The sequence below is a fragment of the Haematobacter missouriensis genome (assembly GCF_000740775.1).
Classification (GTDB): domain Bacteria; phylum Pseudomonadota; class Alphaproteobacteria; order Rhodobacterales; family Rhodobacteraceae; genus Haematobacter; species Haematobacter missouriensis.
Map to the genome: position 1 here is coordinate 1 of NZ_JFGS01000036.1, position 22,713 is coordinate 22,713.

The window sequence follows — 22,713 nt, forward strand, 5'->3', positions numbered from 1 at the left end:
GCATTGCTGCAATTTTTAGAGGCGCCCTTAATCTTAAAGATTGATCTTGAAATCCCTGTGAGCGGTCCACGTGGAATAGCGACCGCCAAGCGGGTTTAATCGTGGCAGGGCCGACATCGGCCCTGCGCGACCGGAAGTTTCCTTAATGCCAGAGGCAGGGAGTTTTCGCGTGAAATTCAAGTTTCCAACCGCCTTCACCATTCTTTTCTGTCTCATCATCGTTGTTGCAATCCTGACCTGGTTCGTGCCTGCCGGCGAATATACGCGCCAGATGAGCGAAGCGCTGGGTCAAGAGGTGCCGGTTCCCGGCACCTACCATGCCGTGACACAGAACCCGCAGGGGTGGTGGGATGTGCTGCTTGCCCCCATTGCCGGTTTCTATGACCCGGAGTCGGGCATGGCGCGCGCCATCGACGTCGCGCTGTTTGTTTTGATCATCGGCGGCTTCCTCGCTGTGATTACTCGAACCGGTGCCATCGACGCCGGGATTGGTGGCCTGATGAATACTCTAAAGGGCAAGGAAGTCTGGCTGATCCCCATCCTCATGATCGCCTTTGCTCTGGGTGGCACCAGCTATGGGATGGCAGAGGAAAGTCTCGCCTTCTACGCTATCGTCATCCCAGTGATGCTCCGCGCGGGATATGACTCCCTGACCGGTGTCGCCACCATCATGCTGGGTTGCGGCATCGGGACGATGGGTTCGACATTCAACGCATTTGCGACGGTGATTGCTTCAAACGCCGCAGGGGTTCCGTTTACCGATGGGTTGTTGCTGCGCGTGGCGATCCTCGTGCTCAGCCTGTTGGCGGGGATCATCTTCGTGATGCGTTATGCGCAACGCGTGAAGAACGACCCCTCCAAGTCCGTGATCGCGGACATGCGCGAAGAGAACATCCAGCGTTTCCTTAAGTCCGACGAAGGTGGTGCAGCGGCGCTGCCCGAATTCACCACTATGCGTGCGATCCTCCTGTCGCTCTTCGGGCTGACCTTCGTCATCATGCTCTGGGGGGTCATCAGCCAAGGCTGGTGGATGGCCGAGATGTCCGCGTTGTTCCTGGGCATGGCGATCCTCACCTGGTTGCTGGGTAAGTTCTCACCCGAAACCCGGTTTGACGAGGGCACTTTCGTCGAGACCTTCGTGAACGGGGCACGCGACCTTCTTGGTGTGGCGCTCATCATCGGGGTGGCCCGCGGCATCGTAGTAGTGATGGACGCAGGTAAGATCACCGATACGATCCTTCACTCTCTGGAGGGACTGTTCGGAGGCCTGGGCGAGATCATGTTCATCAACACCATTCTTGTGGTGGAGACGATCCTGTCGTTCCTGGTTCCGTCCTCTTCGGGTCTGGCGGTTCTCAGCATGCCGATCCTCGCTCCGCTCGCAGACTTCGCAGGAGTGACGCGGGACCTCGTCGTGACGGCTTACCAATCTGCCAACGGCTGGGTGAACCTCTTCAACCCCACCTTTGCGGTGGTGATGGGAGGCCTCGCCATCGGACGGGTATCCTATGATCGGTGGCTGAGGTTCGTTTGGCCGCTGCTTGTCATCATCGCCGTAATCATCATGGTGGTGCTCAGCATCGGCGCGCTCGGCGGGGTGTGATGTCTGTGGCGAACGGTGCGTCGCCCCTCGGTGAGACCGCGGGAAGGCAGGAACCGGGCCTCGGTCTCGTGGCATGCACGGCGCTCGTCGTGGGTAACATGATCGGCTCGGGCATCTTCCTGCTTCCCGCGTCTCTTGCGCGGATCGGACCGATCTCTCTCGTGGGTTGGGTGCTTACGTCGCTCGGCGCACTAGTCCTTGCGCTGATCTTCGGGCGGTTATCCAGGCTGGTGACCAAGACGGGTGGTCCCTACGCCTATGCGGAGACCGCCTTCGGCGAGTTCATGGGGTTCCTCATCGCTTGGGGCTACTGGATCGCGCTTTGGACAGGGAATGCGGGGGTGGCAGTCGCACTGGCGGGCTACGTGGGCTTTCTGTTTCCCGCCGTGGCGGAAAGCGCCACCTACAGCCTTGCGGTTGCGCTGATCAGCATCTGGGTGCTCACACTCGTCAATATTCGCGGAGTACAGGAAGCGGGTTTAGTCCAGATCGTCACGACTGTGCTCAAGCTTGTGCCCCTCGTGCTCATCGGAGCGGTGGGTTTGCTCTGGATTGACGGACGAAATTTCACCCCGGTGAACATCAGCGACCAATCCAACGTAGCCGCGATATCGGCCGCGGCCGCGCTGACACTCTGGGCCTATCTCGGGCTGGAATCGGCGACCGTGCCGTCAGGCAACGTCCGCGATCCGGAGAAGACGATACCGCGGGCCACGGTCGCGGGGGTACTGATCGCAGCAGTCGTCTATATCTCGGTCACGACAGTCGCCATTGGCGTAATCCCCTCTGACCAACTCGCAGCGTCCTCTGCGCCGCTGGCCGATGTTGCACGCTCCATGTGGGGCGTGACGGGGGGACTGCTTGTCGCAATGGGAGCCGTGATCTCTTCCTTCGGAACATTGAACGGCTTCACCCTGCTCACCGGCCAAGTGCCTTACGGTGCCGCGCAAGACAGGGTCTTTCCCGCAATTTTCGGAGAGTTGTCACGCTTCGGCACACCCGCCAATGCGCTCGTCCTGTCCAACGTTCTCGCGTCCGTCCTCGTCACGATCAACTTCGGGCAGGGGCTGGTTGACGCGTTCAATACGATTGTTCTGCTCGCCGTCATGTCGAGCCTTCTGCCTTACTGTGTCTGTTCCCTGGCAGAAGTGGCAATCCTCATCTCGCGAGGAGAATTGCGCGCGCGGAAACTATTGAGTGCAACCATTCTAGGGGGGCTGGGGTTCCTCTATTCGATATGGGCGCTCTACGGCTCGGGAGCGGAGACGGTGTTTCTGGGCTTTCTTCTCCTGATCGCGGGGATTCCCGTTCATGTCGCCATACGATGGCGCAATGCACGGGCTGCCGCGATCGTAACCGGATCGCAATTCCAAAAGGAGGTCTGATCCTATGCAACTCGGTGTCCACTCCGAAATCGGCAAATTGAGGAAGGTGCTGGTTTCCCGCCCCTCCCTCGCCCATGAGCGGCTGACTCCAGCGAACGCCGCGGACCTTCTGTTCGACGATGTCATCTGGGTTTCAAAGGCCCGCGCCGACCATGCTGACTTCGTCCTCAAGATGAAGTCGCGCGGTATCGAGGTCTATGATCTTCAGGACTTGCTGGCCGAGACTTTTGAGAAAGTGCCGGAATCCCGCGCTTTTGTCCTCGACCGTCGGATCAACGAAAATTACGTCGGCCCGACCCTGGTACCCATTCTCCGTCCCTGGCTCGACTCGCTGGCCCCAGCCTCACTGGCAAGACACCTGATGGGAGGTATCGTCCGCGACGACCTGCCGAAGGAAATGGTCACTCCTCTGATGACCGATATCCTGTCGTCCAGCGAATTCCTGGTTCGTCCGATTCCCAATGCGCTTTTCCAGCGTGACCCGTCCTGCTGGGTCTATGGCGGCGTGACCCTGAACCCGATGTTCTGGCCGGCCCGCAAGCCGGAAACGCTCTATCAGCGCGTCGTCTACAAGTTCCATCCGATGTTCACGGAGAACGAGTTCGATATCTGGCTCGGTGATTCAGACGAGGATTGGGGGAACACCTCCATCGAGGGCGGCGACGTGATGGCCGTGGGCAAGGGTGTCGTCCTGTGCGGCGTCAGCGAGCGGACCAGTCGGCAGGGTGTGGACAAGCTCGCCCGCGCCCTCTTCGCGAAGGGCGCGGCGGAAAAGGTCATCGCCTGCGTGATGCCGAAATCTCGCTCGGCCATGCACCTCGATACGGTGTTCACTTGCGTTGACCACGACAAGGTGACGGCTTTCGGCGAGGTGATCCAGGAAATCCGGCCGTTCAGCCTTGTTCCTCATGACAAATGGGGCATCGAGATCATCGAAGAAAAGACCGATCTTCTTGAAACATACAAGAAGGCCATGGGTCTCAATGATCTGCACACGATCTACACCGGCGGAAACGAGTTTCAGGCCGAGCGTGAGCAGTGGGACGACGGTAACAACGTCGTCGCTTTGGAGCCGGGCGTCGTCATCGGTTATGAGCGCAACACCCACACCAACACGCTCCTCCGCAAGGCCGGCATCGAGGTGATCACCATCAACGGCAGCGAGCTTGGGCGGGGCCGGGGGGGTGGTCATTGCATGACCTGCCCGATCCTGCGCGATCCCGCTTATTGAGCCAGCACTGCGAGGGGGTGCAATCACCCCCTCCCCATACGATTTCGACCAGTCACAAAGGAGTCCACCATGGGTCTCAATCTTCGCGGTCGCAGCTATCTGAAGATCGCTGACTTTTCCCAGCGGGAAATGCTCTACCTGCTTGATCTCGCGCGCGATCTGAAACGGGCGAAATATTCGCATTCGGAGCAGCCGGCGCTGGCGGGCAAGAATATCTGCCTGATCTTCGAAAAAACCTCCACGCGCACACGTTGTGCCTTTGAGGTAGCGGCCCACGACCAAGGGGCCCATATAACCTATCTTGATCCGTCGGGCAGCCAGATTGGCCATAAGGAATCCATGAAGGATACTGCACGTGTGCTCGGCCGGATGTTCGATGCTATCGAATTCCGGGGCGCTGGACAGGGCATGGTGGAAGAGCTGTCACAATACTCCGGCGTTCCGGTCTACAACGGGCTGACAGACGACTGGCACCCCACCCAGATGCTCGCTGACTTCCTCACCATGACGGAATATGCCGACAAACCACGGCAGCAGATTAAGTATGCCTATGTCGGCGACGCGCGCAACAACATGGGCAATTCGCTTCTGATGCTGGGTGCCATCATGGGTTGCGATGTGCGCATCGTCGCCCCGAAGAGCCTTTGGAACCATGACGAAGTCGTCGAGATGGCGAAAAAGCGTGCCGCGGAAACCGGTGCCAGGATCATGATTACCGATAATGTCGACGAAGGCGTGAAGGGCGTGGATTTCGTCCATACCGACGTATGGGTGTCGATGGGGGAAGCAGCGGATGTCTGGGGAGAGCGGATCAAACTGCTAAGCCCCTATCAGGTCAACAGAGCGATGCTGGACAAGACCGGCAATCCCAACGTCAAATTCATGCACTGCCTGCCCGCGTTCCACAACACCGATACCAAGGTCGGCAAGCAGATCTTTGACCAGTTCGGCATTACCGAAATGGAGGTGACGGAGGAGGTCTTCGAGAGCCATCAGAACATCGCCTTCGAGCAAGCCGAGAACCGGATGCATACGATCAAGGCGATTCTGGTCGCTACGCTGGCGGGGTGATCCATGGGAACCGTGGTCATTGCCCTCGGCGGTAACGCTTTGCTCAAGCGGGGCGAGCCGATGACCGAGGAAAATCAACGCCGGAACGCCCGGCTGGCGGCCGAGGCGCTTGCGCCGCTCTGCCTTGAACACACCGCGGTCGTCACCCATGGCAACGGCCCGCAAGTCGGGCTGCTCGCCCTCCAACAGGAAGGGTCCGACACACCTGCGACACTGGATGTTCTCGGTGCGCAGACTGAAGGCGCCATCGGTTACATGATTGAGCAGGAGTTGGGCAATGTGCTGCCCTTCGACAAGCCCATCGCAACGATCCTGACGATGACGGAGGTCGATTTGGATGACCCCGCCTTCAAGAACCCGACCAAGTTCATCGGCAAGGTCTATTCGGAAGAGGAGGCCAAGAAGGAGGCAGACGCAAAGGGCTGGGTCGTCAAGCAGGACGGCAAATACTGGCGCCGCGTCGTCGCCTCCCCGGAACCGAAGCGCATCTTTCAGCTTCATCCCATCCAATGGCTACTGGACAAGGGGACGACCGTCATTGCAGCGGGCGGGGGCGGGATTCCCACGGCGTACGATCCAAAGGCCGAGCGACAGCTTGTTGGTGTTGAATGCGTTATCGACAAGGATAACGCCTCCTCTCTGCTTGCGCGGGACCTGAAGGCCGATTTCTTCGTGGTCGCGACGGATGCAGACGCGGTGTATCTCGATTGGGGCAAGCCGGAGCAGAAGGCGATCCGCTCCGCGACGCCTGACGGGATGGACGCCTACGACTTCCCGGCGGGCTCCATGGGACCGAAGGTTAAGGCCGCGCAGGATTTTGCCCGCGCCACCGGTAACCGTGCGGTCATCTGCTCGCTTGCGGATATTCCACAGGCGGTCAAGGGCGAAAAAGGTACCACGATTTTCGCGGATGCAGGCGAAACGGTATTCTATTGAGCCAGGCTCCGGGCAGGTCTTCCCGCCCGGAGCCTTTCAAAGGTCGCGTACGCTCTTCGAGAAAGCTCTTGCCTCCGCAGGGGCGGTGCCGAGTCCGCCGGCTGCGCTAAGATCAAGGTCGGGAAAATCGCGCGCCACAAGTTGACCCAGAGCAACGTGGGCCTGCTGAGCCTCCTTGCACAACGCCTTGATCTTCGCCTGCGCATCGGGCCGTGGCATATGGCGCGCGAGTGCAAAGGTATAGGCTTCTGCATGGATAAGGCCTGTACCGTCATCGAGACCCTGCGCCATGGCCTTGGAGTCCGGACTGATAGCGCCCGCGATATCTACAGAGAGCGCCAGCGCCCGGCCCATAGAAACACAGAGTTGCGGGAGCGTGAGCCATTCTACGAACCAAGCCGCCCCGTCGCGCTGTTGCCGATGTATGCCCGCGCCTTCCAGCGTCGCGGCAAGCGCTCCGATCTGCCGAGCCAGAGCGACCAGCACCGATGGGCCGACCGGGTTCTGCTTTTGCGGCATTGTGGACGAACCCCCGGCGCCCGCGATGCGGATCTCACCAATGCCGGACTGCGCCATCAACACGAGATCATCACCCATCTTGCCAAGGCTCGCGGCGAGACCCGCCATCCAGCCCGCAAAAGCGTCGATCCGGTCACGCTCCGAATGCCACGAGGCCCCCGGATCACTGAGCCCAAGCGCCCGCGCCAGACCGGCCCGCACTTCCGGCCCTTCCGGTCCCATGGCGGAAAGCGTACCTGCCGCACCACCAAGCGAGACCGTAGCGAGATCCGTGGATACTTCACGAAGCCGATGCCGGTGCCGCAGGATCGGCCGCCCCCACCCCGCGACGACAGAGCCGAAGCTGGTTGGCGTCGCCACCTGACCATAGGTCCGGGCCGCCATGGGAAGGTCGGCATGGTCACCCGCCATGCGACCGAGAGCCTTGAGGAGAGCCGCAAGACGTTCGTCCCAAAGCTCCACCACACGCCGGAGCCTGAGTGCGAGGCCGGTATCAATGATGTCCTGACTAGTCGCGCCCCAATGAAGATACTGGGCATGATCCGGCGCTGCCATTGCCTTGCGAAATGCTGAGACGAGAGCAGGCACCGGCACCGCGTTCACCGCAGTCTCTGCCGCCAAGGCAGCCGGGTCGATCAGAACTTCACGGCTGGACCTGTCAATAAAGGCTGCGGCAGTCTCCGGGATGATCCCGAGCGCGCCCTGCACACGGGCAAGCGCGCCCTCGACCAGCAGCATGCCACGGATCTCGGCGCTGTCCGTGAAGAAGGCCGCGGTTTCATCATCTCCGAAAAGCCCGCGGTAGAGGGCGCTGTCGGCAGGGGCAGCAGGCATGATCGATCTTTCGTCTGTCAGATTATCGGCGGAGGAAAACGCGTTACCGCGCCGCGTGCAAGTCTTGGCCGGGCATACGCAGGCCGAGAATGTCGCGGGCCTGCTGCCAGGTGGCCACAGGACGCTCATACCGGTCGCACAGCTCAACCGCGCGACGCACAAGCGCCGCATTGGAGGGCGCAAGCGTTTCCCGGTCGATCCGCACGTTATCCTCCATCCCGGTTCGGGTATGGCCGCCCTTGCGTATGGCCCATTCGTTCAGAACGATCTGCTGCGGCCCGATCCCCGCCGCGCACCACGCCGCGTCAGGGGCAAGCCGGTGGAGCGTTTCTATATAGAAGTCGAGCACGCGCTCATCCGCAGGCATGGCATTCTTCACGCCCATGACGAACTGCACATAGAGCGGGCCTTTCAAGCGCCCGTCTGCCTGCATCCGCGTAGCCTGAATAATGTGGGTTAGATCAAAGGCTTCTATCTCTGGCTTGATATCATATGTGAGCATCTCTCCCGCCAGCCAGTCCACCAGGTCGGGCGGATTTTCATATACCCGCGTGGGAAAGTTGTTCGAGCCAACGGAGAGGGAAGCCATGTCCGGCCGCAGGGGCAGCATCCCGCCGCGTGCTTGACCCGCACCGCTTCTGCCCCCCGTCGAAAGCTGGATGATGAGGCCGGGGCAATGGGTTTCCAGCCCCTCCTTCAGCCGCGCAAACCGCTCCGGGTCGGAGGTCGGCAGCCCCTCCTCGTCCCGCACGTGGCAATGGGCGATGGAGGCCCCTGCCTCGAACGCTTGCTGGGTCGACTCGATCTGTTCGGATATCGAGATCGGCACCGCCGGATTATTCGCCTTGGTGGGCAAAGACCCGGTGATGGCAACACAGATGATGCAGGGGCCGGCCATTTTTACCTCACATGTCGAAGAAGACGGTCTCGTCCTCGCCTTGAAGGATGATGTCAAAGCGATATTCGCCCTCCCCCGTCTTTCTGGCGATGAGCGTATTCACCCGTTCCCGGAACTCGATACGCTGCAGCACGGGGCAGGAGTCGTTATCCTCTCCCTCGAAGTAGATCCGGGTTTGAAGGCCCAGGTTGATCCCCCGCGCCACGACCCAGAGTGCGATGTGTGGCGCCATCAGACGGCCATCCGGGAAGGGAACGCGCCCCGGTTTTATCGTCTTCAGCGTCCATTCGCCGCTGTCGAAATCGGCAATGATCCGCGCCCAGCCGGAGACGTTGGGATCTGCGGCCCCGCGGGGATCGTTGCCCGGGTAGATACCATCAGCGTCCGCCTGCCAGCTTTCGATGAGCGCGTCGCGCAGGATCATACCCGCTCCATCCCTCACAGTGCCGGTGATGGTGATCCGTTCGCCCTTCGCGCCCTCGCTGATGGGGCTTTCTCCGAGATCGACGGGGTATATGCCGGGAATGCCAAGCTTGTTCGGCGTCAGCCCGATATGCACATAAGGCCCAGCCGTCTGAGAGGTCGTTTCCTTCAGATACTCGAGTTCCTGCATCACAGGCCCTCCTTCCGGTTTTCGAAGAAGCTCTGACGGCGACCACGGAGTACGACATCAAACTTGTATGCGAGGCAGTCCATCGGGATGGCGCGGTTCATGTCAAGCGGCGCGACGAGCACGTCGATTGCCTTCTGCTGACCAATGGTTTTCACGATGGGACATCGCTGGATCAGCGGGTCACCCTCGAAATACATCTGGGTGATGAGCCGTTGACCAAAGCCCGAGCCGAAGATCGACAGGTGGATGTGCATGGGCCGCCAGTCGTTGACGCGGTTCGGCCAGGGATACGCGCCGGGGCGCACCGTGAGGAACTCATAGGATCCGTCGGGCCGCGTGATGGTACGCCCGCAGCCCCCGAAGTTCGGATCGAGCGGTGCGGCGTAGCTGTCCTTTTTATGACGGTAGCGGCCCCCTGCATTGGCCTGCCAGATCTCCACCAAGACACCCGGGACCCCGCGCCCGTTCTCATCCATGACCTTGCCATGGACGATGATCCGCTCGCCGATTGCCGGATCGCCGGTGAAGTTGAGGATGAGGTTGTTGTCCAGCTCGCCAAGCATGGATTGCCCGAACGCCGGCCCCGTCTCCTCAGAAAGCGTGGAGCCGAGAGCGACCAGCGGCCGGAACGGCGCACGAGTCATCGACGTCTTGTAACCCGGCGTATAGGCTGGCGGGTGCCAGTCCCGATCCCGGAAATAAAGCGGTCCACGGTCGATGGTATTGCTGAGAGTCATTGCGCTGCCTCCATTTCTGCGAATGTCTCCTTGGCTATCTTGATGGCATGATTGGCACGCGGCACTCCGGCATAGATCGCCACGTGCAGAAGTGCCTCCATCACATCTTCCTGGCTCGCGCCTGTATTGGCGGTGGCGCGGATGTGCATGGCAAGCTCATGGTCGTTCCCCAGCCCTGCAAGGAGGGCGATCGTCAGCATCGAACGCTCCCGGGCAGAGATTGTGTCGCGCGACCAGACGCGGCCCCATGCGGCATCGGTGATAAGTTCCTGAAACGGCTGATCGAGCGGACTCTTGGCGGCTTCCGCCCGGTCCACATGCGCATTGCCCAGAATCCGGCGACGGGTCGCCATCCCCTGCTCAAGAATATCCATAACTCGCATGCTCCTTTAAAAATGGTGTCAATAGCGCCGCGTAAGCACCTGTATCTTCTACGCATGGTATATGCGCTACCCCCTCCATCCGATGAAGGACCGCGCCCTCAACAAGGGCCGCGGTCCCTGCGACGAGGTCGGGAGGCGTCGCGCCATCCTCGCTACCCGCAATGACCATCACCGGCACCTTGATCTGACGCGTCGCGTCCGTAAGGTCAGCCGCGGCAATGGCTTTACAGGCAGCGATATAGCCTTCCGCCGGGGTACGGACGAGCATGTTGCGCCACAGCGCAAGCTCAGGCCGCGTCCGATAGGCCGCAGCGAACCATCGCTCCATCACTGCATCAGCAATACTCTCCATACCACCGCTCTTGACTGCGTCGACGCGAGAAAGCCAGCTTTCCGCTGTCCCGATCCTCGCCGCCGTATTGGAGAGGACGAGTCCCCGGAGCAGCTCGGGGCGGGTAGAGGCCAGCGCCTGCCCGACAAGCCCGCCGATGGACAGACCGACGAACACCACCGGCCCTCCCACAGCTTCGATAAGCGCCGCCGCATCGTTCGCCAGTTCGGAGATGCTGGTTTCCGCTATATCGGACAGACCGTGTCCAGGTTTGTCGTAGCGAATGAAGCGAAAATCCTTCGGCAGATGCGGCAGGAGCGCATCCCAAAGGTGCAGATCGGTCCCAAGCGAATTCGCAAAGACCACAGTCGGTCCGGTGACCGCCCCGTCCACGCGGTAATGCATCGCCCCCCAAGGGCGCGTCAGAACTTGCATGATCTCCTCCCCATTCCCATAATCTGCCACAACGGAAAACTGATGGATAATGCAAAAAGCACGCATATGGATAACTCGGAGAGCATACATCCAGCGGTGAAGCTTCGGCACATCCGGACCTTTCTGGATATTGCGAGCGAGGGGAATCTCTCTGCCGTCGCGCGGCGACAAGGCATCACCCAGCCGGCTTTGTCGCGCACCCTGGCTGAACTGGAGACGCTCCTCGGTCAGCCGCTGTTTCTGCGTCAGGGCCGGCGGCTCGTGCTCACTGAGGGAGGCGCCCTGTTCCGGCGGCATGCGACAGCTTCCCTGCAATCACTGGAGGCAGGCGCCGCGGCCCTTCGGCCACGCGCGGGGGGCACGCTGCGGGTCGGTGTCCTTCCGACGGTGGCAAGCTGGTTCTTTCCCCGCGTCGCGCTCCGCTTCCGCGAGATACGGCCGGAGATGGTGCTGGCGGTGGAGACTGGCCCGCATTTCCACCTGATGCGCCAGTTGCGGGAAGGCAGTATCGACCTGATGATCGGTCGGCTGCCGGAGGCGCGGGAGATGCCCGGACTGAGCTTCGATCACCTCTATGAAGAGGATATCGTGCTGGCCGCACGGCACGATCACCCACTTCTCGACCTTCCGCCTGCCGAGGCGCTGGCGCGCTCGCCGCTCATCCTGCCCCCCGTCACGGCGATCATCCGACGTCCCGTTGACGATTATCTGGCCTCTCTCGGACTGTCCAATCTGCGACCGGCGGTGGAGACCGTTTCGCTCGCCATCGGTCGAGCGATCTGCCGGGGGTCCGATGCCCTGTGGTTCATCTCCCGCGGCGTCATCGCCGAAGAACTGGAGGAGGGAGCGATGGCTCTGCTGCCGGTGAGAGCACGCTTCCTTGCCGGAGCGGTGGGCACTACACGGCGCCAGACGCATGAGGCACCTGGGCTGGAGACGCTGGAAGAGATTGCCCGCGACATCGCCCGGACGGTGCCAACGACCGTCGGTTGAAACATCACTTCGGGGTGAACCGCCGGGACGGCGCGCGACTGCGGCTTAGATGGGGCCAATGGATCGCCGTCTTTTTCTCACTCTCGCCGCCGCGACACCCGTGCTCCCTCTTGCGGCTCGTGCCTGCGTGGCCATTGAACCCCTGCTGGATGGAGCGGAAAGTCTCCAGCCACTTGAAACCCTGCTCGTCGCGCAGCGGGGAACCGTCATCGCGGCGCGGGGGTATCGCGGGCACACGCCTGACCGGCCCAAGAATATCAAATCGGCGTCCAAATCCGTGATCTCCGCGATGGTTGGAATGGCCATCGAGCGGGGGCTGCTGGAAGGTGTTGACCAGCGGATAGCACCTCTGCTGCATAGCGATCTTCCGCGCGACCCCGATCCGTTGATGGAGGAGATTACCATCGGCCATCTCCTTTCCATGCAGGCCGGGCTGGGACGGACATCCGGGCCGAACTACGGCCGCTGGGTTTCCAGCAGCAACTGGGTCCGCTCTGCCCTCGCCATGCCGTTTGAAGCGCGGCCGGGTGAAGGAATGCTCTACTCCACCGGGTCCACCCATCTGCTGTCCGCGATTCTCACGCGGGTGGCCGGGCGGTCGAGCCTTTCGCTTGCGCGGGACTGGTTCGGCCCGCTGGAAGGCTTCGCCATCACCGGCTGGGACCGCGATCCGCAGGGTATCTATCTGGGCGGCAATCAGATGGCCATGACACCCCGTTCGCTGCTGTCCTTTGGCGAGCTTTATCGGCGCGACGGCCTGAACGCGGCCGGGGCGCGCCTGCTCCCCGCCCGATGGATCGCCGAGTCGTGGACGCCGCGCACGCGCTCCCGCTTCAATGGCGACGGATATGGCTACGGCTGGTTCCTCCGCCGCATAGGCGGCGAGGAAGTCCGTTACGGATGGGGCTATGGCGGCCAGATGGTTTATGTCGTGCCCGGACGCGAGATGACCGTGATCATGACCTCCGACGATAGCGTCCCCTCAGCCCGGACCGGTCACCGGAGCGACCTGCACGACCTGCTCGCCCGCATCCTCGCCGCATGTTGAGTCACGCGGCCTGCTTCGTACGGCTCCAGTCGATCAACCGCTCCATGAACCGGTCGCAGAGCTGAAGCTGCGCCTCACTGATGTATTCGTCGGGCTTGTGCGCATCGCCGATGGAACCCGGCCCGCAGATGATCGTCGGCACACCCAGCGTTTGTGAAAAACGGCCCCCCTCCGTGCCATAGGCAACGCTGGAGGTTCCGTTAGCCGCGGCAAGCGACAGGCCCCGCACCGCCGCCTCGGACTCCGCTGGCGTGGCAAGACCGGGGAATGCGGCGTAGACGTCAAGCTCTATCCCCGTCTCCGGGGCGCGCGCCTTCATTTCCGCATCCAGCATGCCGATGTAATCGCTGAGTTCCGCGACCAGCGCGTCCGGATCCTCTCCGGGCAGTACACGAAATTCCCCGAGGATGACCGCCTCATCCGGCACGATGTTGAGCGCGGTTCCCCCATGGAACGTGCCAACATGCGCCGTGGAGTGAGGCACGTCATAGGCCGGGTTCCGTTTGCCCGATGCCGCGAGCCGCCCGGCGATCTCCCGCATCTTCGCGACGATCAGGGCGCCGTATTCCACCGCATTCACCCCATCTGGAGCAAGCGAGGAATGGCATGACCGACCGCGAACACTGATCTTCATGGAGCGCTTTGCCTTATGTCCCACGACGAGGGACATCATCGTCGGCTCTCCCACCACGCAGAAATCTGGTTTCACGGGCTGTGCAGCCAGCCAGTCGATCAGTCCGATCACGCCGATGCACCCCACTTCCTCGTCATAGGAGAAGGCGAGATGGATCGGTCGGGCGAGCGGCGCGGCAAGCATCTTGGGCACCGCTGCGAGGGCACAGGCAAGAAACCCCTTCATGTCGCAAGCGCCGCGTGCATAGAGGTTGCCTCCCCGCGGCGTAAGGGTGAAGGGATCACTCGTCCACGCCTGCCCCAAAACGGGCACGGTGTCGGTATGCCCCGACAGGATCGTCCCCGGCACGTCCGCAGGCCCGACCGTCGCCCAAAGGTTCGCCTTCTCTCCGGTCGCGTCGAATACGCGGTGGCTCTCGATCCCAAGCTCCGCAAGATAGTCCGCGACGTAGTCTATCAGCGGCAGGTTCGAGTTACAGCTCGTCGTGTCGAAGGCGACGAGACGGGACAGAACCTCCGCGCTGGTCGGGGTGGGCATGGTCATCTCCTTTGGATAAGCGCGCCAGGGCTGAAGCGATCGACGAGTTCGGCGCGCACCATTTCGATGAAATCGGCGGCAGCAGGGCTGATCGGCTGGCTGGAAGGCGTGAGAAATGAGGTGCGATAGGGCACAGCAGGCGTGAAAGGCCGGATCACCACCCCGGGAGCAAGGCGGTGGGCGATCGGAAAGGGGTTCAGCAGCGCTACGCCCAGCCCTTCCGCGACGAATTCGGCGGCTGAGACTGCTGTCGCGGTCTCGACCACGATGGACGGCGTGATGCCCGCCCGCTGCAGCACCCTGTCGATGGCGATGCGGCCCGAATGACGACGCGTCAGCGCTACGAACGGTTCTCCTGCCAAGTCGACGGGTTCAATGACCTCCTTCGCCGCGAGCCGGTGGCGCGAGGGCAGCGCGCAGACCGCCTCGCTCGCCAGCACGACCTCGGTTCGCACGGCAGGGTGAGACGGCATCGTATCCGTCAGGGCGATTTCATACCGCCCCTCCGCCACTCCGGTGATGAGCGCATCGGACGCAACCACCTCGAACGTCACTTCCAAATCCGGGTTCATCTTGATGAAACGGGCAACGCGGGAGGGCAGAAACCGGTGTGCGATGGTCGGCGGAGCGGCGACGACCATCCGCCCGGAATGGCCCCGCCCCTTCTGCCGCGGGGCCTCCGGGCGAGAGATGCGCTCAAGCGCCGCAAATACAGGCCCCAGCTCCTCGTTTATGATGAGACAATCTGTCGTTGGCACCAGTCTGCCACCCGACCTGTCGAACAATGTTCGTCCCAATCCCTCTTCAAGCTGCGCCAAAGCCCGGCTGATTGCCGGCTGGGTCAGGCCGAGCCTGCGGGCCGCCGTCGTCGCGGTCCCCGCCTCCACCAGGGCGCGAAGCACTTCCAACTCTCGCAGGGTCAGGTTGAAACGGCGCTCCCCCCCGCGTCCATCATCCGCTGCGCTCACATCCGCTTCCCTATAACCATTTTGCATGATTTATGGACTTGGATATTTTCATAACTCATAATACGCTGGACGCCAAGGGGCATGGCCCGGCTTTTCCTCGGGTCTTGCCGCTTCACTAAGAAACAGACGAAAACGACCAACTGACAGGGTGATCATTATGCAAGCGACCTGGCGAACCCTCGCCTTAGCCACGCTTTTTTCGTCCACCGCGCTCGTTTCGGCGGTGTCGGCCCAGAACCTTCGCATCGGCCTTGCTTCGGAGCCGACATCGATGGATCCGCAGTTTCACAACCTCGCCACCAATACGCAGGTTCGACTGAGTATCTTCGAGTCGCTGCTCGATCAGGATGCACTGCAGGCTCTTCAACCGAAGCTCGCCACGGAATGGGAAGCAATCGACGAAACCACGTGGCGGTTCCGGCTGCGGGAGGATGTCGCCTTCCACAACGGCACTCCCTTTACGGCGCGTGACGTGATCTACAGCGTCTGCCGGATCCCGATGGTGGAGAACTCACCTTCCTCCTTCTCCATCTACACGAAATCCGTGGCTGGCATTGAGGCGGAAGACGATCACACCGTCATCATCCGCACCGACGGCCCCAACCCCCTCCTGCCCGTGGAAAGCTCGACCTGGGCAATCATGTCGGCGGATGCCAGCGGTGCCACGAAAGACCTCGCCTTCAAGAAGGGCGGTTGCGAGGGGATGGGGGAGGTGCCTCAGCAGGCAGCCTTCAACTCCCCGGCTCTCGTCGTCGGCACTGGTCCCTACAAGCTCAAGGAATTCACCCGCGGGTCGCAGATCGTGTTGACGCGGGCGGAGGATTACTGGGGCGACAAGTCGGAATGGGAAACCATCACGCTCCGCCCCATCAGCAGCGCCGGTCCGCGCGTCGCGGCCCTTCTTGCGGGTGACGTTGATCTCATCGAAGCCCCGCCCGTGCAGGACCTGCCGCGCATCAAGAATGCGGGCTTCAACGTCGTGGATGCGCTTTCCAACCGCGTGATCTATATCGCGCTCTTCCAGGACGGTCCCCACAAGGGCATTGCCGGAGCCGACGGGAAAAACCCGTTGGAGGATCCGCGTGTGCGAGAGGCCATGTCTCTCGCCATCAACCGCGAGGCAATCGTGGACAGGATCATGAGCGGCTACGCCACCCCCGCGGGTGAGCTGCTGCCGCCGCCGATGTTCGGCACCTCTGGGCGCCCCGCCGATGGTGATGATCCCGAGAAGGCCAAACAGCTCATGGCGGAGGCCGGCTACCCGGACGGCTTTGAACTGACGCTCGGCACGCCGAATGACCGGTACATCAATGATGAACAGGTGGCGCAGGCGGTGGCGCAGATGCTGACCCGCATCGGCATCCGCACCAAGGTTGACGCGACGACGGCGAGCCAGTTCTTCTCGCGCCGGAACGCACTCGACTATCCGGCCTTCCTGGCTGGCTGGGGCGCGGCATCGGGTGAAATGTCATCACCGTTGAAGTCTCTGGTCGCGACCTACAATCCCGACGCCGGGCTGGGCGTGACCAATGCGGGGCGTTATAGCAGCCCGGAGATGGACGCTCTGCTGGAAAAGGCGATGGTCACGATCGACGATGACGAGCGCTCCGAGCTGCTCCAGCAGGCAGAAACCATCGTTCTGAACGAGCACGGCATCCTGCCGCTTCACTACGAGCGCTCGGCCTGGGCGATGTCGCCCAAGGTGAATTATGAGCCGCGCGTCGATCAGTACACGCTTGCGCACACCGTGACGCAAGCCACCGACTGACGACCGCGTGACGCGTCGGGCCAATCCGGCCCGGCGCCTTGCCCGAACGCCCGAGTTCCTCTCATGATCGTCTATCTGCTGCGCCGCATCGGCCAGAGCATTCTCGCCGTCGTCGTTATGGCCGTTCTCGTCTTTCTCGGCGTGTACGCCATCGGCAACCCCGTCGATATACTCATCAGCCCGGATGCCACTCAGGCGGAGATCCGGGCCACCATCGAGCGGCTGGGCCTCGACCAGCCCCTCTGGCAACAGTTTCTCACCTTTGCGGGCAATGCGCTCCGGGGCGACCTAGGCATATCCTTCGTGTATGGACGCCCAGCCCTCCAGATCATTCTGGAGCGGATGCCTGCCACGTTCGAGTTGGCCTTCGTGGCGCTGTTCATCGCTGTTCTGCTTGGAATTCCGCTGGGCATCTATGCGGGTTTGAAGCCCGAGAGCATTGGCGGACGCTCCGTGATGGCCGGGTCGATCCTTGGATTCTCGCTCCCCAACTTCTGGCAGGGAATGATCCTGATCCTCGTCTTCGCGGTCTATCTCGGCTGGCTGCCCGCAGGTGGGCGTGGCCCAACCGTTTCCGTGCTGGGCGTGCCGGTAAGCTTTCTCACGCCCCAAGGCTGGGTCTATCTCCTGCTTCCGGCAATGAACCTTGCGCTGTTCAAGATGGCGCTGGTCATCCGCCTTGCCCGCGCCAACACGCGAGAGGTGAGCTTGCAGGACTACATCAAGTTTGCCCGCGCCAAGGGCTTGTCCCGCAACCGGATCGTCACCGTTCATGTGCTCAAGAACATCATGATCCCGCTCGTCACCGTGCTGGGGCTGGAGCTCGGCTCAATGGTCGCCTTCGCGATCGTCACGGAGACGGTGTTTGCATGGCCGGGCATGGGCAAGCTTCTGATCGACTCCATCAACCTGCTCGATCGTCCAGTGATCGTCGCCTACCTGATGATGACAGTGGTTATCATCGTTACCATCAACCTTGTGGTGGACGTGCTCTATACCGTTCTCGATCCCCGCGTCCGGCTGTCGGAGGTGAAAGGATGACCGATACGGTTCAAACCACGGCCCCCACCCCCCGCAAACCCCGGATGCAGTCGCCGCTGTGGCAGATCCTGCGGGGCTTTGCAGAAGACCGGCTGGCGCTCATCGGGTTTCTGGTATTCGCCGCCGTCGTTCTGCTGGCAATCGCGGCGCCCCTGATCGCCCCGCAGAACCCCTATGACCTTGCTCAGCTTGACATCATGGACGGCGGCCTTGCACCCGGCGAAGCCAGCTTCTCCGGCATGACCTATTGGCTGGGCACCGATCCGCAGGGGCGCGACATGCTCTCCGCCATACTCTACGGGCTGCGGATTTCGCTGCTGGTCGCGCTGGTCTCCCTCGGCTGCGCCATCGTGATCGGCGTGATCGCGGGCACGGCGTCGGCCTATTTCGGGGGGCGGGTGGACACGTTCATCATGCGCATCGTCGATCTGCAGCTGTCCTTTCCCTCCATTCTCGTCGCGCTGATACTGCTCGCGCTGTTCGGCCGGGGGGTGGACAAGGTCATCCTCGCGCTCATCATCGTGCAATGGGCCTATTATGCCCGCACGGTGCGCTCCTCCGCCATCGTGGAGCGGCGGAAAGACTACATCGACGCTGCGCGCTGCCTCGCGCTATCGCATCGCCGGATCATGTTCCGTCACCTTCTGCCGAACTGTCTGCCGCCGCTGATCGTTGTCGGCACGGTGCAGATCGCGCAGGCCATCGCGTTGGAGGCCACGCTTTCCTTCCTGGGCGTCGGCGTGCCGATCACGGAACCCTCGCTCGGCCTGCTGATCTCCAACGGCTACGACTACCTCCTGTCGGGCCGCTACTGGGTGAGTGTGTTTCCGGGGATTGCCCTCCTCGTCACCATCGTCTCCATCAACCTGGTCGGGGACAGGCTCCGCGACGTGCTGAACCCGAGGCTGCAGAAATGACCGCGCTTCTCGATGTACGCGACCTCAAGACACATTTCATGACGCGTGACGGGGTCGCCAAGGCGGTGGACGGGGTGAGTTTCACCCTGAACCGCGGTGAAATACTCGGACTGGTGGGTGAATCCGGCTCCGGCAAGTCGGTAACCGGGTTCTCGCTCCTCGGTCTTGTCGATCCTCCGGGACGGGTCGTCGGGGGACAGGTTCTGTTCAACGGCGACGACATCGCCCGAATGGACGAAAAGCGGCTGCAAGGGCTCCGTGGCAAGCGCATAGCGATGATCTTTCAGGATCCCATGATGACGCTGAACCCGGTTCTGCGCATCGACACGCAGATGGTGGAGACGGTGCTCGCGCATGACAAGGTGTCCCGCGCCGAAGCGATGGAGCGCGCGCGCGCGGCGCTGGTGCAGGTAGGGATCTCGGCTCCGGAGGAGCGGCTGAAAAGCTATCCTCACCAGTTCTCTGGCGGCATGCGCCAGCGGGTGGCGATCGCCATCGCGCTTCTCCACAAGCCGGACCTCATCATCGCCGACGAACCGACGACCGCGCTAGACGTCACAATCCAGGCACAGATCCTTGCCGAAGTGCAGAAACTCTGCCGGGAGACGGGAACGGCTCTCATCTGGATCACACACGACCTTGCCGTGGTCTCCGGTCTCGCAGACCGGCTGGTGGTCATGTATGCGGGCCGCATCGTCGAGGAAGGCGAGACGTCGGAAGTCATCACTCGCCCGGTCCATCCTTACACCCGCGGCCTGATCGACTCCGTCCCTCATGGCAAGCCCCACCGCTCGGAGCTGCGGCAGATCCCCGGGATGACGCCATCGCTCATGAACCTGCCCGAAGGATGCCGCTTTCGCCCCCGGTGCCCACGCGCCGATGCTGCCTGTCTGGCGGAACCGGCGCTCCGTGAAGTCGAGGCGGGCCGCAAGGTGCGCTGCTTCCACCCCCATCTCGAACTGGAGGGGCTGATCCCGTGACATCCGCACCCGTTCTCGAAATTTCCGGCGTCTCCAAACGCTTCACCCGCAACCTCGACTTTGCCGAACGCACTGCGAAACGGCTGGGCGCACCGATCGACGCGCCCACCGTCCACGCGGTCGATGGCGTGGATCTTTCCGTGCGGACCGGCGAAGTCTTGGGGCTGGTGGGCGAATCCGGCTGTGGCAAGTCCACACTCGGAAGGATGGTGGCCGGATTGCTGCCGCCGAGCGAAGGACAGATCCGCTTCCGCGGTCGCGACATGGCCAGCCTGAAGGGTAAGGAGGCCCGGGAGGCCGCACTGAAGATTCAGCTGGTCTTTCAAGACCCCATGGCTTCGCTGAACCCTCGCCTTCGCGTCGAAAATCTGGTTGGCGAGGCCCCTCGCGTCCACGGTCTCGTTTCCCGGGCGGAGGCGGACGGCTATGTTGAAACGTTGCTGGAGCGCGTGGGGCTCGACCCGACGACCAGGCGGCGCTATCCGCATCAGTTCTCTGGCGGCCAGCGGGCGCGGATCGGCATCGCCCGCGCGCTCGCCGTGAAACCGGACTTCATTGTCTGCGACGAATCCGTCGCGGCGCTGGATGTTTCCATTCAGGCGCAGATCCTCAATCTGTTCATGAAGCTGCGGGAGGAACTGAACCTCACCTACATGTTCATCAGCCATGACCTCGGCGTCGTCGAACATATCTCGGACAGGATTGCGGTGATGTATCTTGGCCGGATGATCGAGCTGGGCGAAGCGCAGGATCTGTTTACCCGTCCGAACCATCCCTACACGCAGGCGCTTATTTCAGAGATCCCGACGTTCGAAGCAAAGCGGCGGAGCTATTCCACGATCAAAGGGGAAATCCCCTCGCCGCTCAATCCGCCGCCCGGCTGTCATTTCCACCCGCGCTGTCCGCACGCCATGGAGCGGTGCAGGGTTGAACGGCCCTTGCTGAAGCCGGTGGCCCCCGGCAGGCTCTCCGCCTGCCATCTGAACGACCAGAACTGACCCCGAAGACGCGTCAGAAAACCGACAGAGAGAAGCCATGCAGAACACCGACCTGATCTGGAACCTGATCGACGCGCGTCGTGAGGACTACACCGCGCTCAGCGACCGTATCTGGGACATGCCAGAGCTGGCCTATGGAGAGTTCCGCTCCGTCGCAGAACATCGTTCCATGCTGGAGGCAGAGGGCTTCCGCATCACCGATGCTCCGGCCGGGATACCCACCGCCGTCATCGGCGAGGCCGGGAGCGGCGGGCCCGTCATCGCCTTTCTCGGGGAATACGACGCCCTTCCCGGCCTGTCGCAGGAGGCCGGCGCCGCAGAACACAGGCCGCTTGCAGGTACCGGCTACGGCCATGGCTGCGGGCACAACATGCTTGGATCGGCGGCACTTCTGGCGGCTGCAGCGATGAAGACCTATCTGGAGCAGACAGGCCTTCCCGGTCGTGTGCGCTACTACGGCTGTCCTGCGGAGGAAGGTGGCGCAGCCAAGGCTTTCATGGTGAGGGATGGGTTGTTCGCCGACGTGGATGCCGCAATCACATGGCATCCTGCGTCGATCACGCGAGTGGATGACGCGAAGAGCCTCGCCAATACGCGCATCGACTTCACCTTCCACGGGCGCGCGTCCCATGCCGCCGCCGCCCCCGACCTTGGCCGATCCGCGCTGGATGCAGTGGAACTAATGAACGTCGGCGTCAACTACATGCGAGAGCATGTCCCCGAAGGCACGCGCATTCACTACGCCATCATAGATGCCGGCGGGGTTGCCCCGAACGTGGTGCAGGCGAAGGCGACCGTGCGTTATGCCATCCGGTCCCGCGATGTTCAGGGCATGGTCGCCCTCAATCCCCGCGTCGTGAAAGTGGCGGAAGGCGCCGCGCTGATGACCGAGACCCGCGTCACCAGCCGCGTGCTTTCCGCCGTATCCAACCTCCTCGGCAATACGCCAATGGAGGAAATCATGTTCGCCAACATGCAACGCCTTGGCCCGGTGCCGTTCGACGAGGCGGACCGCGCCTATGCCCGCAGCATTCAGGCCACGGTGGGCGATGAAGCGATAGAGAAGGACTATCGCCGCGCCGGCGTTCCGCTTCGGGAGGAGACACCTCTTTGCGATTTCATCGTCCCGCTGGAGGCCGTGGGTGAGCCGATGATCGGTTCCACCGACGTGGGCGATGTCTCCTGGGCGGTGCCCACCGTGCAGGCCCGCGTTGCGACCCACGCCATCGGATCCCCCGGTCATTCCTGGCAGATCACCGCGCAAGGCAAGGCAGGGGCGGCGCACAAGGGACTGATCTACGCCGCAAAGGTAATGGCAGGAACCGGTGTCGACCTGCTGACCGACCCTGCCAAGCTCGCGCGCGCCAAGGCAGATCACAAGGCACGGATCGACAAGACCCCCTACACCAGCCCGATCCCGGCCGATGTGAGTGCCCCGATCCTTCCCCGGCCCGTGGACCTCTGACCACCATTTCGCTGCGGTGCATCCTTTCCGAGAGGATACGATCTGGCGGAAGGCATCGGTCGCTGACCGGCGCTCAGCGCTCTGGCGGCAGGGATACTCTGCCGCCATTTTCACGAACCCGGGAAAACGAGCGGTCAGACGCGCGTTGCATTCCCGATATGTCTGGCCCCTTCCCGCTCTCCGACGTCGCCCCCTTTGGGGCGCGACGAAGCATCCTGCGGCGACCGCTCCTCATTCTTATGTCATTCTTAAGTAGCAGCTATTGAGGAGTGGCGCCGGCGCGCGCGCTCTGTCACTGTGGAGCGACACGTTCGATCTTGGGGAGGAGCGACGTGACGATACAGCACAGCGGGGTGAATGCGGCCTTTGCGCCGGTTGCGATACTCGG

Annotated in this window: 21 protein-coding genes; 13 read left to right on the top strand and 8 right to left on the bottom strand. The window is 62.4% G+C overall.

The window, feature by feature from the left end; all coding sequences use genetic code 11:
• Nucleotides 1-169: 169 nt before the first annotated feature.
• From CG51_RS15995 to arcC, 5 genes are all read left to right on the top strand, one after another.
• Nucleotides 170-1,603 (top strand): YfcC family protein, encoded by a 1,434-nt coding sequence (locus CG51_RS15995; protein WP_233141274.1) that lies wholly within the window; start codon nucleotides 170-172, stop codon nucleotides 1,601-1,603.
• Nucleotides 1,603-2,988, top strand: a complete 1,386-nt coding sequence (locus CG51_RS16000; protein WP_051930737.1) for an amino acid permease — start codon at nucleotides 1,603-1,605, stop codon at nucleotides 2,986-2,988. Before CG51_RS15995 ends, CG51_RS16000 begins: the two co-directional genes overlap by 1 nt.
• 4 nt (nucleotides 2,989-2,992) lie before the next feature.
• Nucleotides 2,993-4,219, top strand: a complete 1,227-nt coding sequence (gene arcA / locus CG51_RS16005; RefSeq protein WP_035746677.1) for an arginine deiminase — start codon at nucleotides 2,993-2,995, stop codon at nucleotides 4,217-4,219.
• A 69-nt stretch (nucleotides 4,220-4,288) separates the two neighbouring features.
• Nucleotides 4,289-5,290 (top strand): ornithine carbamoyltransferase, encoded by a 1,002-nt coding sequence (locus tag CG51_RS16010; protein WP_035746678.1) that lies wholly within the window; start codon nucleotides 4,289-4,291, stop codon nucleotides 5,288-5,290.
• Nucleotides 5,291-5,293: 3 nt separating this feature from the next.
• Entirely contained in the window at nucleotides 5,294-6,226 is a 933-nt protein-coding gene (gene arcC, locus CG51_RS16015) for a carbamate kinase (protein WP_035746681.1), read from the top strand.
• 36 nt (nucleotides 6,227-6,262) lie between these two features.
• On the opposite strand, the gene CG51_RS16020 is transcribed toward arcC, so the two are convergent.
• Genes CG51_RS16020 through pcaD form a run of 6 tightly spaced genes read right to left on the bottom strand, consistent with a single transcriptional unit; the run spans nucleotide 6,263 to nucleotide 10,976 of the window.
• Nucleotides 6,263-7,579 (bottom strand): class-II fumarase/aspartase family protein, encoded by a 1,317-nt coding sequence (locus CG51_RS16020; protein ID WP_035746683.1) that lies wholly within the window; start codon nucleotides 7,577-7,579, stop codon nucleotides 6,263-6,265.
• 43 nt (nucleotides 7,580-7,622) lie between these two features.
• Nucleotides 7,623-8,477: a 3-oxoadipate:acetyl-CoA acetyltransferase gene (locus CG51_RS16025; protein WP_035746684.1), complete on the bottom strand. Its 855-nt coding sequence runs from the start codon at nucleotides 8,475-8,477 to the stop codon at nucleotides 7,623-7,625.
• A 7-nt stretch (nucleotides 8,478-8,484) separates the two neighbouring features.
• Nucleotides 8,485-9,090, bottom strand: a complete 606-nt coding sequence (gene pcaG, locus CG51_RS16030) for a protocatechuate 3,4-dioxygenase subunit alpha (RefSeq protein WP_035746686.1) — start codon at nucleotides 9,088-9,090, stop codon at nucleotides 8,485-8,487.
• A complete protein-coding gene (pcaH, locus tag CG51_RS16035; RefSeq protein WP_051930740.1) occupies nucleotides 9,090-9,827 on the bottom strand; it encodes a protocatechuate 3,4-dioxygenase subunit beta in 738 nt (245 codons plus the stop codon). The genes pcaG and pcaH overlap by 1 nt, the downstream gene beginning before the upstream one ends.
• Nucleotides 9,824-10,201: a 4-carboxymuconolactone decarboxylase gene (gene pcaC, locus CG51_RS16040; RefSeq protein WP_233141273.1), complete on the bottom strand. Its 378-nt coding sequence runs from the start codon at nucleotides 10,199-10,201 to the stop codon at nucleotides 9,824-9,826. Before pcaC ends, pcaH begins: the two co-directional genes overlap by 4 nt.
• The gene (gene pcaD, locus CG51_RS20200; protein ID WP_035746690.1) at nucleotides 10,188-10,976 is read right to left on the bottom strand and encodes a 3-oxoadipate enol-lactonase; all 789 of its coding nucleotides are present in this window, start codon (nucleotides 10,974-10,976) and stop codon (nucleotides 10,188-10,190) included. Before pcaD ends, pcaC begins: the two co-directional genes overlap by 14 nt.
• A 42-nt stretch (nucleotides 10,977-11,018) precedes the next feature.
• On the opposite strand from pcaD, the gene CG51_RS20205 reads away from it, so the two are divergent.
• Both CG51_RS20205 and CG51_RS16055 read left to right on the top strand, forming a co-directional pair.
• The gene (locus tag CG51_RS20205) at nucleotides 11,019-11,969 is read left to right on the top strand and encodes a LysR substrate-binding domain-containing protein (RefSeq protein WP_158212545.1); all 951 of its coding nucleotides are present in this window, start codon (nucleotides 11,019-11,021) and stop codon (nucleotides 11,967-11,969) included.
• A gap of 58 nt (nucleotides 11,970-12,027) precedes the next feature.
• Entirely contained in the window at nucleotides 12,028-13,017 is a 990-nt protein-coding gene (locus tag CG51_RS16055) for a serine hydrolase domain-containing protein (protein WP_035746691.1), read from the top strand.
• A 1-nt stretch (nucleotide 13,018) separates the two neighbouring features.
• On the opposite strand, the gene argE is transcribed toward CG51_RS16055, so the two are convergent.
• Nucleotides 13,019-14,188, bottom strand: coding sequence for an acetylornithine deacetylase (argE, locus tag CG51_RS16060; protein WP_035746692.1), 1,170 nt, complete (start codon nucleotides 14,186-14,188; stop codon nucleotides 13,019-13,021).
• Between the two features lie 2 nt (nucleotides 14,189-14,190).
• Nucleotides 14,191-15,156 (bottom strand): LysR substrate-binding domain-containing protein, encoded by a 966-nt coding sequence (locus CG51_RS16065; RefSeq protein WP_158212544.1) that lies wholly within the window; start codon nucleotides 15,154-15,156, stop codon nucleotides 14,191-14,193.
• 157 nt (nucleotides 15,157-15,313) lie between these two features.
• On the opposite strand from CG51_RS16065, the gene CG51_RS16070 reads away from it, so the two are divergent.
• The 6 genes from CG51_RS16070 (at nucleotide 15,314) to CG51_RS16095 (ending at nucleotide 22,325) form a co-directional block, all read left to right on the top strand.
• Nucleotides 15,314-16,924: an ABC transporter substrate-binding protein gene (locus tag CG51_RS16070; protein ID WP_035746693.1), complete on the top strand. Its 1,611-nt coding sequence runs from the start codon at nucleotides 15,314-15,316 to the stop codon at nucleotides 16,922-16,924.
• Nucleotides 16,925-16,987: 63 nt separating this feature from the next.
• Nucleotides 16,988-17,965 carry an ABC transporter permease gene (locus CG51_RS16075; protein WP_035746696.1) on the top strand — a complete coding sequence of 326 codons (978 nt, stop codon included), beginning with the start codon at nucleotides 16,988-16,990 and terminating at the stop codon, nucleotides 17,963-17,965.
• Nucleotides 17,962-18,882 carry an ABC transporter permease gene (locus CG51_RS16080; RefSeq protein ID WP_035746698.1) on the top strand — a complete coding sequence of 307 codons (921 nt, stop codon included), beginning with the start codon at nucleotides 17,962-17,964 and terminating at the stop codon, nucleotides 18,880-18,882. Before CG51_RS16075 ends, CG51_RS16080 begins: the two co-directional genes overlap by 4 nt.
• Nucleotides 18,879-19,862 (top strand): ABC transporter ATP-binding protein, encoded by a 984-nt coding sequence (locus CG51_RS16085; RefSeq protein ID WP_035746700.1) that lies wholly within the window; start codon nucleotides 18,879-18,881, stop codon nucleotides 19,860-19,862. The genes CG51_RS16080 and CG51_RS16085 overlap by 4 nt, the downstream gene beginning before the upstream one ends.
• Nucleotides 19,859-20,860, top strand: a complete 1,002-nt coding sequence (locus CG51_RS16090; RefSeq protein WP_035746702.1) for an ABC transporter ATP-binding protein — start codon at nucleotides 19,859-19,861, stop codon at nucleotides 20,858-20,860. Before CG51_RS16085 ends, CG51_RS16090 begins: the two co-directional genes overlap by 4 nt.
• 37 nt (nucleotides 20,861-20,897) lie before the next feature.
• The gene (locus tag CG51_RS16095) at nucleotides 20,898-22,325 is read left to right on the top strand and encodes a M20 family metallopeptidase (protein ID WP_035746704.1); all 1,428 of its coding nucleotides are present in this window, start codon (nucleotides 20,898-20,900) and stop codon (nucleotides 22,323-22,325) included.
• Nucleotides 22,326-22,713 lie beyond the last annotated feature (388 nt).

Bases quoted from the DNA above. Each gene is read 5' to 3' on its own strand.
- CG51_RS16000 (WP_051930737.1), top strand. From the start codon at position 1,603: ATGTCTGTGGCGAACGGTGCGTCGCCCCTCGGTGAGACCGCGGGAAGG.
- arcA (WP_035746677.1), top strand. From the start codon at position 2,993: ATGCAACTCGGTGTCCACTCCGAAATCGGCAAATTGAGGAAGGTGCTG.
- CG51_RS16010 (WP_035746678.1), top strand. From the start codon at position 4,289: ATGGGTCTCAATCTTCGCGGTCGCAGCTATCTGAAGATCGCTGACTTT.
- arcC (WP_035746681.1), top strand. From the start codon at position 5,294: ATGGGAACCGTGGTCATTGCCCTCGGCGGTAACGCTTTGCTCAAGCGG.
- CG51_RS16020 (WP_035746683.1), bottom strand. From the start codon at position 7,579: ATGCCTGCTGCCCCTGCCGACAGCGCCCTCTACCGCGGGCTTTTCGGA.
- CG51_RS16025 (WP_035746684.1), bottom strand. From the start codon at position 8,477: ATGGCCGGCCCCTGCATCATCTGTGTTGCCATCACCGGGTCTTTGCCC.
- pcaG (WP_035746686.1), bottom strand. From the start codon at position 9,090: ATGCAGGAACTCGAGTATCTGAAGGAAACGACCTCTCAGACGGCTGGG.
- pcaH (WP_051930740.1), bottom strand. From the start codon at position 9,827: ATGACTCTCAGCAATACCATCGACCGTGGACCGCTTTATTTCCGGGAT.
- pcaC (WP_233141273.1), bottom strand. From the start codon at position 10,201: ATGGATATTCTTGAGCAGGGGATGGCGACCCGTCGCCGGATTCTGGGC.
- pcaD (WP_035746690.1), bottom strand. From the start codon at position 10,976: ATGCAAGTTCTGACGCGCCCTTGGGGGGCGATGCATTACCGCGTGGAC.
- CG51_RS20205 (WP_158212545.1), top strand. From the start codon at position 11,019: ATGGATAATGCAAAAAGCACGCATATGGATAACTCGGAGAGCATACAT.
- CG51_RS16055 (WP_035746691.1), top strand. From the start codon at position 12,028: ATGGATCGCCGTCTTTTTCTCACTCTCGCCGCCGCGACACCCGTGCTC.
- argE (WP_035746692.1), bottom strand. From the start codon at position 14,188: ATGCCCACCCCGACCAGCGCGGAGGTTCTGTCCCGTCTCGTCGCCTTC.
- CG51_RS16070 (WP_035746693.1), top strand. From the start codon at position 15,314: ATGCAAGCGACCTGGCGAACCCTCGCCTTAGCCACGCTTTTTTCGTCC.
- CG51_RS16075 (WP_035746696.1), top strand. From the start codon at position 16,988: ATGATCGTCTATCTGCTGCGCCGCATCGGCCAGAGCATTCTCGCCGTC.
- CG51_RS16080 (WP_035746698.1), top strand. From the start codon at position 17,962: ATGACCGATACGGTTCAAACCACGGCCCCCACCCCCCGCAAACCCCGG.
- CG51_RS16085 (WP_035746700.1), top strand. From the start codon at position 18,879: ATGACCGCGCTTCTCGATGTACGCGACCTCAAGACACATTTCATGACG.
- CG51_RS16095 (WP_035746704.1), top strand. From the start codon at position 20,898: ATGCAGAACACCGACCTGATCTGGAACCTGATCGACGCGCGTCGTGAG.